The organism is Micromonospora inositola, assembly GCF_900090285.1.
Taxonomy (GTDB): Bacteria; Actinomycetota; Actinomycetes; order Mycobacteriales; family Micromonosporaceae; genus Micromonospora; species Micromonospora inositola.
Map to the genome: position 1 here is coordinate 5,487,552 of NZ_LT607754.1, position 13,956 is coordinate 5,501,507.

A 13,956-nucleotide genomic window follows, 5' to 3' on the forward strand; every position below is an offset into this window, starting at 1 on the left:
GGCCCCGTCGGCCCGGGCCCGCCGATCCCGGCGGCTCGGGTGCGCCGACCTGGCGGGACCGCTGGTCACGGGGCGGCGCCGACGGAGGTCACTGGAAACCTTCTTGACAGACACTGTGTGAAGGTCGTGCTCAGGACCTGCGGTCAGTGATCTCCGTGAGGACGATGCTGGTCGGCCCGGAACTGATCAGTGCCGGGCCGACCAGACGGTGGGCGATACCTTCGGGCTCACCCCGGACGCCCGGATGGCACCGGCCTGCCGAGGGAGCGCGACTCCCGGCCTGGTGCCCCCTTCCCGGAGGAACGACGAGTGCACCGAACCAGCGCCGACCAGCCCGGAACACCTCCGGCACGACCATTCCCGAAGCGGCGGCCACGTCGTGCACCGCGACCGCGTCCAGTCGGGCCCAGCTGAACGTCCCACTCCGGCGTAGTTCGCCGTCCGCGGAGAGGCTGACCAGCCTGCTCCGGCCGCGCCAGAGACCGAGCCCGGGCGGCTCCAGCTCCACGATGACGGTGCCCTCCGGACGGATCAGCTCACGGCACCGGCCGAGCAGCGCGACCGGGTCGCCGCCGATGCCGATGTTGCCGTCCATCAGCAGGACGTGGGCCCAGCGTCCCTCACCGGGCAGCGGGGAGAAGACGTCCCGATGGATGGCGACCGCCCCCCGGCGGCGGGTGAGGCGCACGGCCTGGGCGGAGACGTCGACGCCGACGGCGGTGTGACCCGCCCGGGTGAGCGCGAGGGTGAGCCGGCCGGGACCGCACCCGACGTCCAGGGTGGGGCCGGTACACCGGGCGACGACCGCCGCGCTCGCCGGCTCGGGCGGGCCGTGCCAGCGCCCGACCGGCAGCGGACTGCGCCGGCCGTCGCTGTGCAGCAGCCAGTGCCGGGCCGGCCGGCGGTCGAGGGCGGCGGCGAAGCCGTCCTCGCGGGTCTCGATCTCACCCGCCACGGGCGCCGGCAGCGGCCCGGCGGCTCGGGTTCCGAGGGTCATGGACGGCCGCCGCGCAGGAGGGCGCGGTGCAGCGGCGCCACCGCCCGGGCGAACCGGCTGTCCGGGACCTCGGCGGCGACGGCCAGCGCGTCGGGCCATTCGTCGACGTCGCGCAGCACGGCCAGCGAGGCGGTGCGCAGTCCCCGGTTCCCGAGCGCCGCCAAGGTGCGTCGCCCGGTCTGCGCGGTGGACATCGGCACCTCGCGCAGCGCGGCGGCGTGCCGGGCGTCCCTCAGCCCGAGGGCCCACCAGCCGCCGTCGAGGGCTCGGCCGAGCACGGCATCGACCGCGAGCAGCCGCCGGACCGCGAAGCCCAGCCGCTCCGGGGTCACCTGCGGGGTGTCCATGCCGATCTGCAGGACCGGGCGGCCCGGCCAGGCCGCCGCCACGTCGGCGTGGGCGTTGGCCAGCCGGTCGCCGAGCCCGTCGCCGCGCTGCGGCAGGACGGTCCAGCCGGTGAGGGCAGCTGTCAGCGCCCCGCCCTCCTCCGCGTCGGCGAACCGTCCCCGCAGGGCGAGCACGGGTGTCACCCCCGGCGTGGCGCGCACGGCGTCGAGGGTGTCCCGCAGCGCCCCGGCGGCGATCCGAGCGGCCCGGACCGGGGTGGCCGGCGGGCACAGTCGGGTCTTCACGGTCCCCGCCACCGGCGCCTTGGCCAGCACGAGCAGGACGGTCATCGGACGCTGCGCAGGACGCCGGCGAAGTCGCGGGTGGCGCGCAGGGTGCCGCGGACCGAGCCGGAGACCTTGGACCGGGTGCCGGCGGTCCGGGGGGCGTAACGGACATCCAGCTCGCGGATCCGCCAGCCGGCGGCGGCGGCGCGGATCAGCAGTTCGAGCGGGTAGCCGAAGGCCCGGTCGGCGACCCCCAGGGCGAGCAGGGCATCGCGGCGGGCCACCCGGATCGGACTGAGGTCACGCAGCGGTACGCCCCGGTGCCGCAGCAGCGCCGCGACGAGGGCGGTGCCGGCGCGGGCGTGCCACGGCCAGACCCCGGCGCGGACGGGTCGACGCCGCCCCACGGTCAGGTCGGCGGCGCCGCCGGCCACCGGGGCGACCAGGGCGGGCAGCTCGGTCGGGTCGAAGGAGCCGTCGGCGTCGAGCACCGCGACCAGCTCCGCGTCGGCGGCCTCGAGCCCGGTGTGTACGGCCGCGCCGTAGCCCCGGCGCGGCTCGTGCACCACCAGGGCGCCGTGCCGGGCGGCGACCTCGGGCGAGCCGTCCCGGGAGCCGTTGTCCACCACGATCGCCCGGTATCCGGGCGGGAACGCGGCAAGCACCCCGGGCAGCGCGGCGGCCTCGTCCAGGCACGGGAGCACCACGTCGATCTGGGTCGGCATACCGCCGACGCTAGGACCCGATCCGCCCGACCGGGGACCGATCAGCGCTTACCCCCTGGCCCCTTCCCACGGAACGGTGACGTTGCGCCGTTCGGCCGCGGCCGGCACGGCGCGGGCCGTACCGTCCGGTCGACATGAGAGCGACCACGCTGCCCGCCGCCGCCGTCCGGGCGCCGGTCCGCCGGTCCCGAGCCGACCTGCTCGTGCTGGGCGTCGAGGCGGCGCTGGTCGCTTGCGCCGCGGTGGTCGGCGCGGTCCTCAACGCCCGCGGGGTCGGCCTGCACGCCGACGCCGCCCCGCTCTACGCGACCTGGCGGCCACACCTGGGCTGGGGCACCCCGGCCGCGGTGCTGGTCGCGGGCACGGTGATCGGCGCCGGTACGCGCTGGGTCCGCACCGCCGGCTGGAATGCGCTGCTCGGCGCGGCCTACCTGGCGTCCGTGGCGTGGACGCTGTCGCTGGCCCTGGTCGACGGCTGGTCGGACGGATTCGTCGAGCGGCTCACCCCGCAGGCGGAGTACCTGCACGAGGTGCCCCGGGTCACCGACGTTCCGGCGATGCTGGCCGGCTTCACCGATCGGATCCTGGACTTCGGACCGGACTCGTGGTCCACCCACACCGCGGGCCACCCGCCGGGGGCGCTGCTGGTCTTCGTGGGGTTGGACCGGGTGGGGCTGGGCGGCGGGATCGCCGCCGCGCTGGTGTGCGTCCTGGTCGGGGCGAGCGTCACGATCTCCGTACCGGTGGCGTTGCGGGCGCTCGGCACGGCCGACGCCGCCCGCGCCGTCCTGCCGTTCCTGGTGCTGCTGCCGGGGGCGGTCTGGGTTGGGGCCTCCGCCGACGGGCTCTTCACCGGGGTGGTCGCGGCGGGCCTGGCCCTGCTGGCGGTACGCGGGCGGGTGGCGCCCGCCGCCGGCGGGCTGTTGCTGGGCTTCGCGCTGTACCTGTCGTACGGCTTCGTCCTGGTCGGGGTGCTGGCGCTGGCGGTGCTGGCGCTGCGGCCGGCGGCCCGGATCGCCGCGCTGCTCGCCGGGACGGCCGGCGTCGCGGCGGTGGCGGTCGCGTTCACCGCGGGCGGCTTCCACTGGTGGGACGGCTACCGACTGGTGGTGGAACGCTACTACCAGGGCTGGGCGGCCGACCGCCCGTACGGCTACTGGGTGTGGGCGAACCTGGCGGCGCTGCTGCTCTCCACCGGCCCTGTGCTCGGCCCGGCGCTGCGCCGGGCGGTGGCGGCCGGCGCCCGGACGCTCCGGCTCGGGAGCCGGCACCGCGAGGGCCGGCGCGGTCCCGCCCGGCGGACGCTCGCCGCCGGGCCGACCGTGCTGCTGCCGGCGGCGGCGGCGGTGGCGGTGCTGGCCGGTGACCTGTCGGGGCTGAGCAAGGCCGAGGTGGAGCGGATCTGGCTGCCGTTCGCCGCGTGGCTGCTGGTCGCCACCGCCCACCTGCCGACGTCCACGCGCCGCTGGTGGCTCCTCGGGCAGGCCGGCACCGCTCTCGCCGTCAACCACCTGCTGTGGACCGTCTCCTGACAGGGACACGCGCGGGGACGGTCCCCGGTCAGGCCGGCAGGGCCGCCGGCTCGCGCAGCGGGTCGGTGGCGAAGGCGGTGACCCCGTCGGCGAACCCGACCCGGGCGGTGAACCCGAGCAGGTCGGTCGCCCGGCGCGGATCGGCGACGACGTGCCGCACGTCGGCGGCGCGGGCGCCGCCGACGACCAGCGGCGCCGGCCCGGCCATGGCGGTGGCCAGGGTGGCGGCGAGCTCGCCAACGGTGTGCGGCTCGCCGGAGCAGACGTTGACCGGCGTCAGGGGCTGCGGCGGCGGCGTGGCCAGCGCCAGCAGGTTCGCCCGCGCCACGTCGTTGACGTGCACAAAGTCCCGCCGCTGCCGGCCGTCCTCCAGCACCCGCGGCGGCCGGCCGGCGGCCAGCGCGGACCGGAAGATGGAGGCCACCCCGGCGTACGGGGTGTCGCGGGGCATCCGGGGGCCGTAGACGTTGTGGTAGCGCAGCGCCCAGACCCCACCGCCGGTCTGCCGCGCCCAGGCGGCGGCCAGGTGCTCCTGGGCCACCTTGCTGGCGGCGTACGTGCTGCGCGGCTCCAGCGGGGCGTCCTCGGGCACCAGGGCGGGGGCCAGCGTCGACGCGCAGTGCGGGCAGGTCGGGTCGTACCGGCCGGCCGCCAGGTCGGCCGGCCGGCGCGGGGCGGGGCGGACGGGGCCGTGCCGGGCGCACTCGTAGCGCCCCTCGCCGTACACGACCATCGAGCTGGCCAGCACCAGCCGGGTCACGCCGGCCCGGTGCATCGCGGCGAGCAGCACGGCGGTGCCGTAGTCGTTGTGGCTGGCGTACGCCGGCGCGTCCGACGGGTCCAGCCCATGCCCGACCATCGCGGCCTGGTGGCACACCGCGTCGACCCCGGGCAGGAGCCGGTCGAGCAGCTCGGGGTCGCGGACGTCGCCAAGCACCGGGGCGTGCCGCCGCGACCACTCCGGCAGCTCCCCGCCGTGCGCCTGGGGAAGCAGCGCGTCCATCGCCACCACCTCGTGCCCCTCGGCGACCAGCAGGTCGGCGACCTGTGATCCGATGAAGCCGGCCGCGCCGGTGACCAGTACCCGCATGCCGGTCAGCCTAGGTCGGCGGGCCGGCGCGGCGGGCCGCGTTGCGACAGCCGTATTGATTCCACAACATCTGGCGACCGGCAGCGCCACCGGCGCCGGTAAGCCTTCCGTAATCGGGCAAGTCCCGCCGGGCCGCCGACACCGCCCGTAGCCTGCCGACAGGGAAGGCCCGCGCCGGCCGCCGGTGGCGCCGCTCCCCGCCAGCGCCGGTGGACCGGCACGTCGAGCAGCCAGGAGGAGGGCCGGTGAGCGCCGACCGTACGTCCCCCGCCGGGGACCACCCGGGTCCTCTTTTGCGGACCGAGCCGCCCGGCCGCCCGGCCTACGGCTTCCCCCGGCGGGGGTGGGCGTTCCTGGCGGAACATCCCCCGCCCGGCGCCCGGAGCATCGGCGGACGGTGGCGCAGCCCAATGCGCGGACCGTGGCTCACGTCGATGTACGGCCTCGTGCTGCTCATCGGCCTGCCGCTGGTGTTCCTCACCGGCCTGCTCGACTACCTGGCCTACGGCCCGCAGTTCGGTCAGGCCTTCCCGCACGACGTCGGTTGGCTGCGGTTGCCGCCGTTCGACTGGCCGACCCGCCCGTCCTGGCTGTTCCGGGTCACCCAGGGCCTGCACGTGGCCCTTGGGATCACGCTGATCCCGGTCGTGCTGGGCAAGCTCTGGTCGGTCATCCCTAAGCTGTTCGACTGGCCGCCGGCCCGATCGGTGGCGCAGGTGCTGGAACGGCTCTCCCTGGTGCTGCTGGTCGGCGGGATCCTCTTCGAGATCGCCACCGGCCTGCTGAACATCCAGTACGCGTACCTGTTCGGGTTCGACTTCTACACCGCGCACTACTTCGGCGCGTGGGTGTTCGTCGCCGCGCTCGTCACGCACGTGGCGCTCAAGCTGCGGCGGATGCTCACCGCGCTGCGGTCCCGGCCGGTGCTCGCCGAGCTGACCGTCCCGCCCGACGCCACCCGGCCCGAGCCACCGGACCCCGACGGGCTGGTGGCAGCCCGGCCCGGGCCGGCCACGGTGAGCCGGCGCGGCGCCCTCGCCCTGGTCGGCGGCCTGTCGCTGCTGCTGGCCGGTCTGACCGTCGGGCAGAGCTTCGACGGCCGGTGGCGCCGCACCGCGCTGCTGCTGCCCCGGGGCCGGCAGCCCGGCGCCGGCCCGACCGGGTTCCCGGTGAACCGCACGGCCGCGGCCGCCGGCATCGGGAGCGCCGACACCCGGGCCGGCTGGCGGCTGACGTTGCGGGCCGCCGGGCGGCAGGCCAGCCTGGACCGGGCCGCCCTGCTGGCCCTGCCCCAGCACACCGCCCGGCAGCCGATCGCCTGCGTGGAGGGCTGGTCGACCCTGCAGACCTGGACCGGGGTACGGCTGCGCGACCTCGCCGCGCTGGTCGGTGCGGGTCAGCCCGGCGCCGCCCACGTCCGTTCCCTGGAGAAGGCGGGGCTGTTCGGCCAGGCGACCCTGCAGACCAACCAGGTCCTCGACCCCGACTCGCTGCTCGCGCTGCGGGTCAACGGGGTGGACCTCACCCCGGACCACGGCTATCCGGCGCGGGTCATCGTCCCGGCGCTGCCCGGTGTGCACTGCACCAAGTGGGTGGCGGAGATCGAGTTCCGGGGGCGTACCGATGCGTGACGTCGCGGCGCGCTTCCGGGCGGCGTACGGGGCGCCGGGGCGGCACCTGCTGCTGCTCGTCGGCTGCTTCGCCGTCGCCGGCTGGGTGGCCCTGCGGCTGGCCGGGGAGGCGACCGCCGGGCGGATGCTGCTCTGGTTCGTCGGCGCCGCGATCGCCCACGATTTCGTCCTGTTCCCGATCTACGCCTCGGCCGATCGGGCGCTGCGGGCGGCGGTGGGCGAGCGACGGGCCCGGCCGGCGTCCGGGCCGTCGCTGCTGAACCACCTCCGCGTGCCGGCGCTGGCCGCGGCGCTGCTGTTCCTGGTCTACCTGCCCGGGATCCTCCGGCAGGGCCGGGAGACCTACCGGGCCGCGACCGGGCAGGACCAGGGGCCGTTCCTCGCCCGCTGGTTGCTCGTCACCGCCGCGCTCTTCCTGGCCAGCGCTGTCCTGTACGCGGTCCGCCGGTGGCGGGCACGCAACGGCTGAGTCCGGCCGCGACCGCCCGGACGGGCAGGGGCCACCCGGGGCGATCGTCCCGCCCGCGATTGCCGCCGAATGGGTGGTGGGCCATGAGCGAGGGTCTCCCCTTTCGTCAGGCGGGCCAGGTCGCCGTGTACGTGCGGCGTGGCGGGTGCTCCCTCGTACCTCCTTTCGCTGGTGGGGTGCAGCGCCGGCGGTCGGGACGGAACGCCGGCGCCGCGGCGCGCGGGTCAGGCCGGGACAGCCGGCCCGCCGGGCTCGGAGGGCGTACGCAGCCAGACGGCGGTGTCCGGTGGCAGCAGGTCGTCGTCGAGCGGCCCGCTGGCCAGCAGCAGCCGCTGGTGCGGCGGCAGCGGCACCGCCGCGTCGGAGAGGTTGACCAGGCAGCAGAAGCCGCCGCCCCGGCGGTACGCGAGCACGCCCGCGGGCGCGGGCAGCCAGGTCAGCTCGCCGTCACCGAGCGCCGGATCGGTCCGGCGGATGGCGATGGCGGCCCGGTACAGCTCCAGCATCGAGTGCGGGTCGCCGGTCTGCGCGCGGACCGTGCGGTCCTTCCAGTCCGCCGGCTGCGGCAGCCAGGGCGCCGCCGCCGCGCCGTCCGGGCTGAACCCGAAAGGTGGTGCCTCGCCGGTCCACGGCAGCGGCACCCGACAGCCGTCCCGGCCGGGGTCGACCCGGCCGGACCGGGCGAACATCGGGTCCTGGCGCAGCTCGTAGGGGATGTCCTCGACCTCCCAGAGGCCCAGCTCCTCGCCCTGGTAGACGTAGGCCGCGCCGGGCAGCGAGAGGGACAGCAGCGCGGCGGCCCGGGCCCGCCGGGTGCCCAGCTCCAGGTCGGTGGGAACGCCCTCGCGCCTGGTGGCGAAGCTGAAGGTGGTGTCCGCCCGGCCGTACCGGCTGACGTGCCGGGTGACGTCGTGGTTGGAGAGCACCCAGGTGGCCGGGGCGCCGACCGGGGCATGCGCGGCCAGCGTCGCGTCGATGCAGGCCCGCAGCGCGGCCGGCTCCCAGGCACAGCCGAGAAAGTCGAAGTTGAAGGCCGCGTGCAGCTCGTCGGGGCGCAGGTAGTTGGCGAACCGCTCATAGTCGGGCAGCCACACCTCGCCGATCAGCGCCCGCTCGCCGGGATAGCTGTCGGCGATCCGCCGCCAGCTGCGGTAGATCTCGTGCACCGCGTCCACGTCGACGAACGGGTTCGGGCCGTCCGGGGTGGCTTCGGGCAGCGTCGGGTCCTTGGCCAGCATCGCCGCCGAGTCGATCCGGATACCGTCCACGCCCCGGTCGAGCCAGAACCGCAGGATGTCCTCGAACTCGGCGCGCACCCGGGGGTGCTCCCAGTTGAAGTCGGGCTGCTGCGGGGCGAAGAGGTGCAGGTACCAGTCGCCCGCCGTGCCGTCCGGGTTGGTGGTCCTGGTCCAGGTGTCCCCGGCGAACGGCGAGAGCCAGTCGGTGGGCTTCTGCGAGCCGTCCGGGCCGCGACCCGGGCGGAACCAGAACAGCTCGCGCTCGGGCGCCTCCGGGCCGCCGGCGAGTGCCGCCTGGAACCAGGGGTGCACGTCGGAGCAGTGGTTCGGCACCACGTCGACGATGGTCCGGATGCCGAGCGCGTGTGCCTCCGCGATCAGCGCCTCCGCCTCGGCCAGGGTGCCGAAGATCGGGTCGATGTCGCGGTAGTCGGCCACGTCGTAGCCGGCGTCGGCCATCGGGGAGGGGTACCAGGGGCTGTACCAGATCGCATCGACGCCAAGCGCGGACAGGTGGTTCAGCCGGGACCGGATGCCGGCGATGTCGCCGATGCCGTCGCCATTGCCGTCGGCGAAGCTACGTGGGTACACCTGGTAGATCACCGCTCCACGCCACCACGGACCATTGTCTGCTGTGGACACCGGCACCTGCTTTCTGCGTCAGTACGTCGGCGGGGTCGCCGGACCTGAAGGTGTATCGGGCGAACGGTCGTTGTTCGCTGCGGGAGGTTGCGCTGGTGGTGCGCCGGTGCGGTCAGCCTTTGAGGCTGCCTGTGGTCAGACCGGACATGATGTTCCGCTGGAAGATCAGAAAGACAATGACGGTCGGGATCGCGGCGATGACCGACGCGGCGATCACCACGTTCATGGGCGTACCACCCGAGAAGGCGTAGATGCCGACGCTGACCGTCCGGGTCTCGGGCGACGGCATGACCAGCTTCGGCCAGAGAAAGTCCTTCCAGACCGCCGTCACGGCGAAGATCGAGACGACGCCGAGGATGGGGCGCGACATCGGCAGGATGATCGACCACAGCGTGCGCAGCGGCGTCGCCCCGTCCATGAGGGCCGCCGCCATCAGCTCCTCCGGGATCGAGTCGAAGAACCGTTTCAGCAGGAAGATGTTGAACGCGTTCGCGACCGCGGGCAGCCAGATCGCAAACGGCGAATCGAGCAGGTTGAGGTGCAGGATCGGCAGGTCGATCACGGTCACGTACTGCGGAACGATGAGGACCATCGCCGGGATCATCAGCGTTGCCAGCATCAGGCCGAGGATCACGTTGCCGAACGCCGGGCGAAGCTTCGACAAGGCGTACGCCGCGGCGGTGTCGAGGACGAGCTGGAACAGCAGCGCGCCAGCCGCATAGTAGAACGTGTTGAACAGCAGCTTGGCGAGGTTCAGGTTGTTCCACGCATCGGCGTAGTTCTGCGACTCGGGATCCTTCGGGAACAGCGATGGCGGGGTCTGCGCGATCTCCTGGCCGGACTTCAGCGCGCCGGTGACCATCCAGTAGAGCGGCCCGAGGAAGACGAGCGTGAAGCCCACGACGACGACGGCGAGCAGCGTCCAGTAGATGACCCTGCCGCGTCCCCGCCGAAGCTGAGCGTGGGAGATGAGGGTCCGGGTCCCGGAGTCCTGTGCCATGGGTCGTCCCGTCCTAGTCCTGTTTCGAGCTGAGCCGCACGTAGACGGCGGAGAAGCCGGCCAGCACCACGAGCATGATCACGCCGAGCGCCGCGGCGCCGTTGAGGTCGTTCTGGAAGAACCCGTGCTGGTAGATCAGGTACGCCACCGACGTCGCGGAGTCCTCCGCGCCCGTACCGTTTGCGAGGATCAGCGGCTCGATGAAGAACTGCATCGTGGCGACGATCTGCAGCATCGCCAGGAGCGCGAGGATCAGCCGGGTCTGCGGGATTGTGACGTGGCGGATCCGCCGCCAGATCCCGGCGCCGTCGAGCTCGGCCGCTTCGTAGAGTTCGCCGGGGATGTTCTGCAGTGCCGCCAGATAGATCAATACCGCGCCGCCCATGTTCATCCAGGTCGACGCGATCACCATCGCCGGCATCGTCGTCTCGGGGGACTGCATCCACTGCGATGTCGGCAGGTGCAGCGCCTTGAGGATCGAGTTGAAGAGTCCCGCGTCGCTGGGGTCGTACGCGTAGAACTTGAAGAGAAAGAGCGCCGAGGCCGGCGGCAGCATGACCGGCAGGTAGACCAGGATCCGCAGGTACCCCTTCGCGTGGCGAAACTCGTTGAGCAGGATCGCCACGAAGAACGGCACCGCGTACCCGAGTACCAGCGCGAGAATCGTAAAGTAGAACGTGTTCCTCCAGGCCGTCCAGAAGCTGGGGTCGGCGATGATGCGGTGGTAGTTGTCCCAGCCGACCCAGGTCGTGACGCCGCGCCGGGTGCGCTGGAAGCTCATGACCACGCCGCGGATCATCGGATACCAGGAGAAGAACGCGAAGCAGAGCACCGCGCCGATCAGGAACGCGTGCCCGGTGAGATTGTCGCGTACCTTGCGGCCGAGGCTCGTACGCTGATGCCCTGCCGGGTACGGCGACGCGGGGCGACCCGGTTCTCTCCTGGTCCCCGGGACGGTGGTGATCGCCAAGGCAACTCCTGCGTGGGTCAGTACACCGACGGTGCGGCGCGGACGGTGTGAGGGCCGGCGGCGGGCCAGCCCCCACACCTTCGGATCACTTTTCGGCGGCCAGGAGCTGGTTGACCTTGTCTTCGGCCGTCTTGAGCAGCGCGTCGATGTTCGCGTTCGGGTTCGTCAGCACACCGGACATCGCGGCGTCGAGCACCGCGTAGATCGCCTGCGCGTTGCGCGGCTCACCCTTGATCGGGACCGGGTTCGCCTCGAAGATCGCGAAGTTCGCGGTGTCGACGTTCGCGTTCGCCTTGCGCAGCTCGAGTTCCTGCTTCTGCGCGTCGCTGCCGTTGGCGAAGAGCAGCGGCTGGGGCAGGCCTACCGGGTAGTTCTGCGGCTTGGCCCGGACGTAGTCGAACTGGCCCTTGCCCGGCGTCAGCTTCTGGTAAGCGATCCACTTCAGACCGGCCTTGACCTGCTCGGGCGTGAGGCCCTTCTTGAAGAAGTAACCCTCGCCACCACCGAGCGTCCCCTTCGCCGCACCGTCCTGGCCGGGCAGCGGGGCCATCGCCCAGTCCTGGAACTTGCCCTGGAACTGGCTGACGATCGCCTGGGTTGCGTCCGGCGCGCCGACGAACATGCCGACCTTGCCCGCGCCGGCGTTGGTCAGCAGGTCGGCCCACTGCAGCAGTTGACGGGCGCCCATGCTGTTGTCGCCGTACCGCATGTCCTTGAGGTTCTGCAGGACCTGCTTGCCCATGGCGTTGTTGAAGTCGGCCTTCTTGCCGTCCGGGGTCAGCACCTGGCCGCCCTGCGAGTAGAGCAAGGAGGTGAAGTGCCAGCCTCCGGTGTTGCCGGCGCTGTACTCCGAGTAGCCGGCGATGCCGTTACCGAGCGCGGAGATCTTCTTGGCGGCGGCCCGGACCTCGGCCCACGTCTTGGGCGGGTTGTTGACGTCGAGCCCCGCCCGCTGGAACAGGACCTTGTTGTAGACCAGGCCCATCGAGTAGTTCTTCACCGGGACGGCGTAGAGCTTGCCGCCGTCGGTGAAGACCTCCTTGATCGCCGGGTCGACGCTGTCCCAGGTCGGGACCGTGTCCTTGTTGGCGAACTGGGTGATGTCCATCGCCTGACCGGAGTCGAGCACCTGCTGGAGATCGGTCATGTACCCGTAGAACACGTCGGTCACGGTGCCGCCGGCGAGGCGAGCGGTGAAGTCCGGCGGGTTGTTGCACTGCTCGCCGACGCTGACGCTCTTGATGACGATATTTGGGTTCTGCCGCTGGAACTCGACGACATCGTCGTTCCAGTTCTTCAACAGCTCTTTCTGGGAGCCGACCGGCTGACAGTCGACGGTGATGGTGACCTTGCCACCTGCATCGGTCTTTGCGTCGTCACTCTTCGTGGAGCAAGCCGCAAGGCTGAGCCCCAGGCCGGCCACGAGCGCTAACGCCGCAGCCTTCCGGTACTGCGGTACGGACATCTGTCCATCCCTTCGGGAACGGGAGTCTCCATGACCTTCGCTGATCTGCGGTGATCGTCACCGCGGCCAAACCCTGCTGCTGATCTGTCTCCGCCATGTGGCCTGCCGCCTGGATCTGCGTCGGGCCAACTGACCTAGCTCTCTTGCCCGGCATCTTTCGTGGCGATGACGATACAAAGTCGAACCATCTCGCGCAAGAACTGAACCAGACTATGAAAGACAAGGACTAGGACCGTTCCGGACGCAAAAAAGGACGGACCCGGGAGGGTCCGTCCTTTTGTGCTCCGCCAGCGCTACCCGGTCGTCAGCCGCGCCGGCCCGGTCGAACCGCGAACCACCAGCTCCGGTTCGAAGAGCAGCTCGTCGGCGAGCACGCCCGCGCCCTCGATCTGCGTCACCAGCAGGTCGACGGCCGCCTGACCCATCGTCTCGATCGGCTGACGGACGGTGGTCAGCGGCGGATCCGTGCAGGTCATGAACGCCGAGTCGTCGAAGCCGACCACCGACACGTCCGCCGGCACCGCGCGGCCCAGCCGGCGCACCGCGCGGATCGCCCCCAGCGCGAGCACGTCGCTGGCACAGATGATGCCGGTGATCCCCCGGTTCACCAGCTTGGTGGCGGCCACCCGGGCGCCCTCCATGGAGAAGCTCGACCGCTCCACACACTCCCCCGGGTCGCTCCAGCCGGCGATCCGCTGCATCGCCGCGAGCTTGCGCCGCGACGGGACGTGGTCCTCGGGGCCGAGCACCATGCCGATCCGCTCGTGCCCGAGGGAGCGCAGGTGCCCGTACGCCTGCTCCACGGCGACCGCGTCGTCGGTGGACACCCGCGGGAACCCCAGCTCGTCCACGCCCGCGTTGACCAGCACCACCGGCAGCCCCCGGTCGGTCAGCCGCCGGTAGTGCTCGTGGGTGGCGTCGGCGAGCGCGTACGACCCGCCGGCGAAGATGACGCCGGAGACCTGGTGGTCCAGCAGCATCTCCACGTAGTCCGACTCGGATACCCCGCCGATGGTGCGGGCGCAGAGCGCGGGGGTGAAACCCCGCTGGGCGAGCGAGCCGGTCACCACCTCGGCCAACGCCGGAAAGATCGGGTTCTGCAGCTCGGGCAGGACCAGCCCGACCAGCCGGGCGCGCTCACCACGCAACTTGGTGGGGCGCTCGTAGCCGAGCACGTCCAGGGCGGTCAGCACCGCGGTCCGGGTGGCCTCGGAGACGCCGCCGCGCCCGTTGAGCACCCGGCTCACGGTGGCCTCGCTGACGCCCGCCTTACGGGCCACCTCAGTCAACCGCTTCGTCACGGCCGCAATCCTACGTCGGATTCTTTCAAGAAATGAACCGCCGGATGCCCGCCAATTTCAGTCGCACGGACGCGAGGCCCGGGGCCCGAGCCGGGGTTCGGACTCGCCTGGCTGCGCCGCCTCGACCCCGGATTCCTCCTGACGGGGCGCTCCGCACGGCCGCGCCCCGACCCTCCAGCGGAAGGCTCTGCCTCGCAAATAATGGACAAAGCAATGCTTGAATATTTACAACTGATAGCAATAACATGAGCGCGCCCAGCCCGTGGCGGCCCCCGCCCGTCC

Annotated in this window: 12 protein-coding genes; 3 read left to right on the forward strand and 9 right to left on the reverse strand. The window is 72.6% G+C overall.

All coding sequences use genetic code 11. The features are described from left to right. Positions 1 to 130 precede the first annotated feature (130 nt). Genes GA0070613_RS34555 through GA0070613_RS26210 form a run of 3 tightly spaced genes read right to left on the reverse strand, consistent with a single transcriptional unit; the run spans position 131 to position 2,336 of the window. Positions 131 to 997, reverse strand: coding sequence for a class I SAM-dependent methyltransferase (locus tag GA0070613_RS34555; RefSeq protein ID WP_089014706.1), 867 nt, complete (start codon positions 995 to 997; stop codon positions 131 to 133). After that, complete coding sequence (locus GA0070613_RS26205; RefSeq protein ID WP_089014707.1) at positions 994 to 1,674, reverse strand: TIGR04282 family arsenosugar biosynthesis glycosyltransferase; 681 nt, start codon at positions 1,672 to 1,674, stop codon at positions 994 to 996. Before GA0070613_RS26205 ends, GA0070613_RS34555 begins: the two co-directional genes overlap by 4 nt. After that, entirely contained in the window at positions 1,671 to 2,336 is a 666-nt protein-coding gene (locus GA0070613_RS26210) for a glycosyltransferase family 2 protein (RefSeq protein WP_089014708.1), read from the reverse strand. Before GA0070613_RS26210 ends, GA0070613_RS26205 begins: the two co-directional genes overlap by 4 nt. 134 nt (positions 2,337 to 2,470) lie before the next feature. On the opposite strand from GA0070613_RS26210, the gene GA0070613_RS26215 reads away from it, so the two are divergent. Beyond that, the gene (locus GA0070613_RS26215) at positions 2,471 to 3,868 is read left to right on the forward strand and encodes a hypothetical protein (protein ID WP_089014709.1); all 1,398 of its coding nucleotides are present in this window, start codon (positions 2,471 to 2,473) and stop codon (positions 3,866 to 3,868) included. A 28-nt stretch (positions 3,869 to 3,896) separates the two neighbouring features. On the opposite strand, the gene GA0070613_RS26220 is transcribed toward GA0070613_RS26215, so the two are convergent. Further along, positions 3,897 to 4,958: an NAD-dependent epimerase/dehydratase family protein gene (locus GA0070613_RS26220; protein ID WP_089014710.1), complete on the reverse strand. Its 1,062-nt coding sequence runs from the start codon at positions 4,956 to 4,958 to the stop codon at positions 3,897 to 3,899. 293 nt (positions 4,959 to 5,251) lie between these two features. Here GA0070613_RS26220 and GA0070613_RS26225 point away from each other — a divergent pair, with 293 nt between their 5' ends. Beyond that, a complete protein-coding gene (locus GA0070613_RS26225; RefSeq protein WP_231929881.1) occupies positions 5,252 to 6,589 on the forward strand; it encodes a molybdopterin-dependent oxidoreductase in 1,338 nt (445 codons plus the stop codon). Next, positions 6,582 to 7,058 (forward strand): hypothetical protein, encoded by a 477-nt coding sequence (locus tag GA0070613_RS26230; protein WP_089014712.1) that lies wholly within the window; start codon positions 6,582 to 6,584, stop codon positions 7,056 to 7,058. Before GA0070613_RS26225 ends, GA0070613_RS26230 begins: the two co-directional genes overlap by 8 nt. A gap of 224 nt (positions 7,059 to 7,282) precedes the next feature. Here the strand turns inward: GA0070613_RS26230 and GA0070613_RS26235 are convergent, their stop codons facing one another. The 5 genes from GA0070613_RS26235 to GA0070613_RS26255 form a co-directional block, all read right to left on the reverse strand. Further along, positions 7,283 to 8,899, reverse strand: a complete 1,617-nt coding sequence (locus tag GA0070613_RS26235) for a glycoside hydrolase family 13 protein (RefSeq protein ID WP_172875901.1) — start codon at positions 8,897 to 8,899, stop codon at positions 7,283 to 7,285. A gap of 151 nt (positions 8,900 to 9,050) precedes the next feature. Beyond that, positions 9,051 to 9,938, reverse strand: coding sequence for a carbohydrate ABC transporter permease (locus tag GA0070613_RS26240; RefSeq protein WP_089014713.1), 888 nt, complete (start codon positions 9,936 to 9,938; stop codon positions 9,051 to 9,053). Positions 9,939 to 9,951: 13 nt separating this feature from the next. Next, on the reverse strand, positions 9,952 to 10,908 hold the full coding sequence (locus GA0070613_RS26245; RefSeq protein WP_089014714.1) for a carbohydrate ABC transporter permease: 957 nt from the start codon (positions 10,906 to 10,908) through the stop codon (positions 9,952 to 9,954). Positions 10,909 to 10,993: 85 nt separating this feature from the next. Next, complete coding sequence (locus GA0070613_RS26250; RefSeq protein WP_089014715.1) at positions 10,994 to 12,373, reverse strand: ABC transporter substrate-binding protein; 1,380 nt, start codon at positions 12,371 to 12,373, stop codon at positions 10,994 to 10,996. Positions 12,374 to 12,666: 293 nt separating this feature from the next. Beyond that, the gene (locus GA0070613_RS26255) at positions 12,667 to 13,674 is read right to left on the reverse strand and encodes a LacI family DNA-binding transcriptional regulator (protein WP_231929484.1); all 1,008 of its coding nucleotides are present in this window, start codon (positions 13,672 to 13,674) and stop codon (positions 12,667 to 12,669) included. Positions 13,675 to 13,956: the final 282 nt, after the last annotated feature.

Excerpts from the sequence above, each read along its gene's own strand:
- GA0070613_RS34555 (WP_089014706.1), bottom strand. The coding sequence starts at position 997 with ATGACCCTCGGAACCCGAGCCGCCGGGCCGCTGCCGGCGCCCGTGGCG.
- GA0070613_RS26205 (WP_089014707.1), bottom strand. The coding sequence starts at position 1,674 with ATGACCGTCCTGCTCGTGCTGGCCAAGGCGCCGGTGGCGGGGACCGTG.
- GA0070613_RS26210 (WP_089014708.1), bottom strand. The coding sequence starts at position 2,336 with ATGCCGACCCAGATCGACGTGGTGCTCCCGTGCCTGGACGAGGCCGCC.
- GA0070613_RS26215 (WP_089014709.1), top strand. The coding sequence starts at position 2,471 with ATGAGAGCGACCACGCTGCCCGCCGCCGCCGTCCGGGCGCCGGTCCGC.
- GA0070613_RS26220 (WP_089014710.1), bottom strand. The coding sequence starts at position 4,958 with ATGCGGGTACTGGTCACCGGCGCGGCCGGCTTCATCGGATCACAGGTC.
- GA0070613_RS26230 (WP_089014712.1), top strand. The coding sequence starts at position 6,582 with ATGCGTGACGTCGCGGCGCGCTTCCGGGCGGCGTACGGGGCGCCGGGG.
- GA0070613_RS26240 (WP_089014713.1), bottom strand. The coding sequence starts at position 9,938 with ATGGCACAGGACTCCGGGACCCGGACCCTCATCTCCCACGCTCAGCTT.
- GA0070613_RS26250 (WP_089014715.1), bottom strand. The coding sequence starts at position 12,373 with ATGTCCGTACCGCAGTACCGGAAGGCTGCGGCGTTAGCGCTCGTGGCC.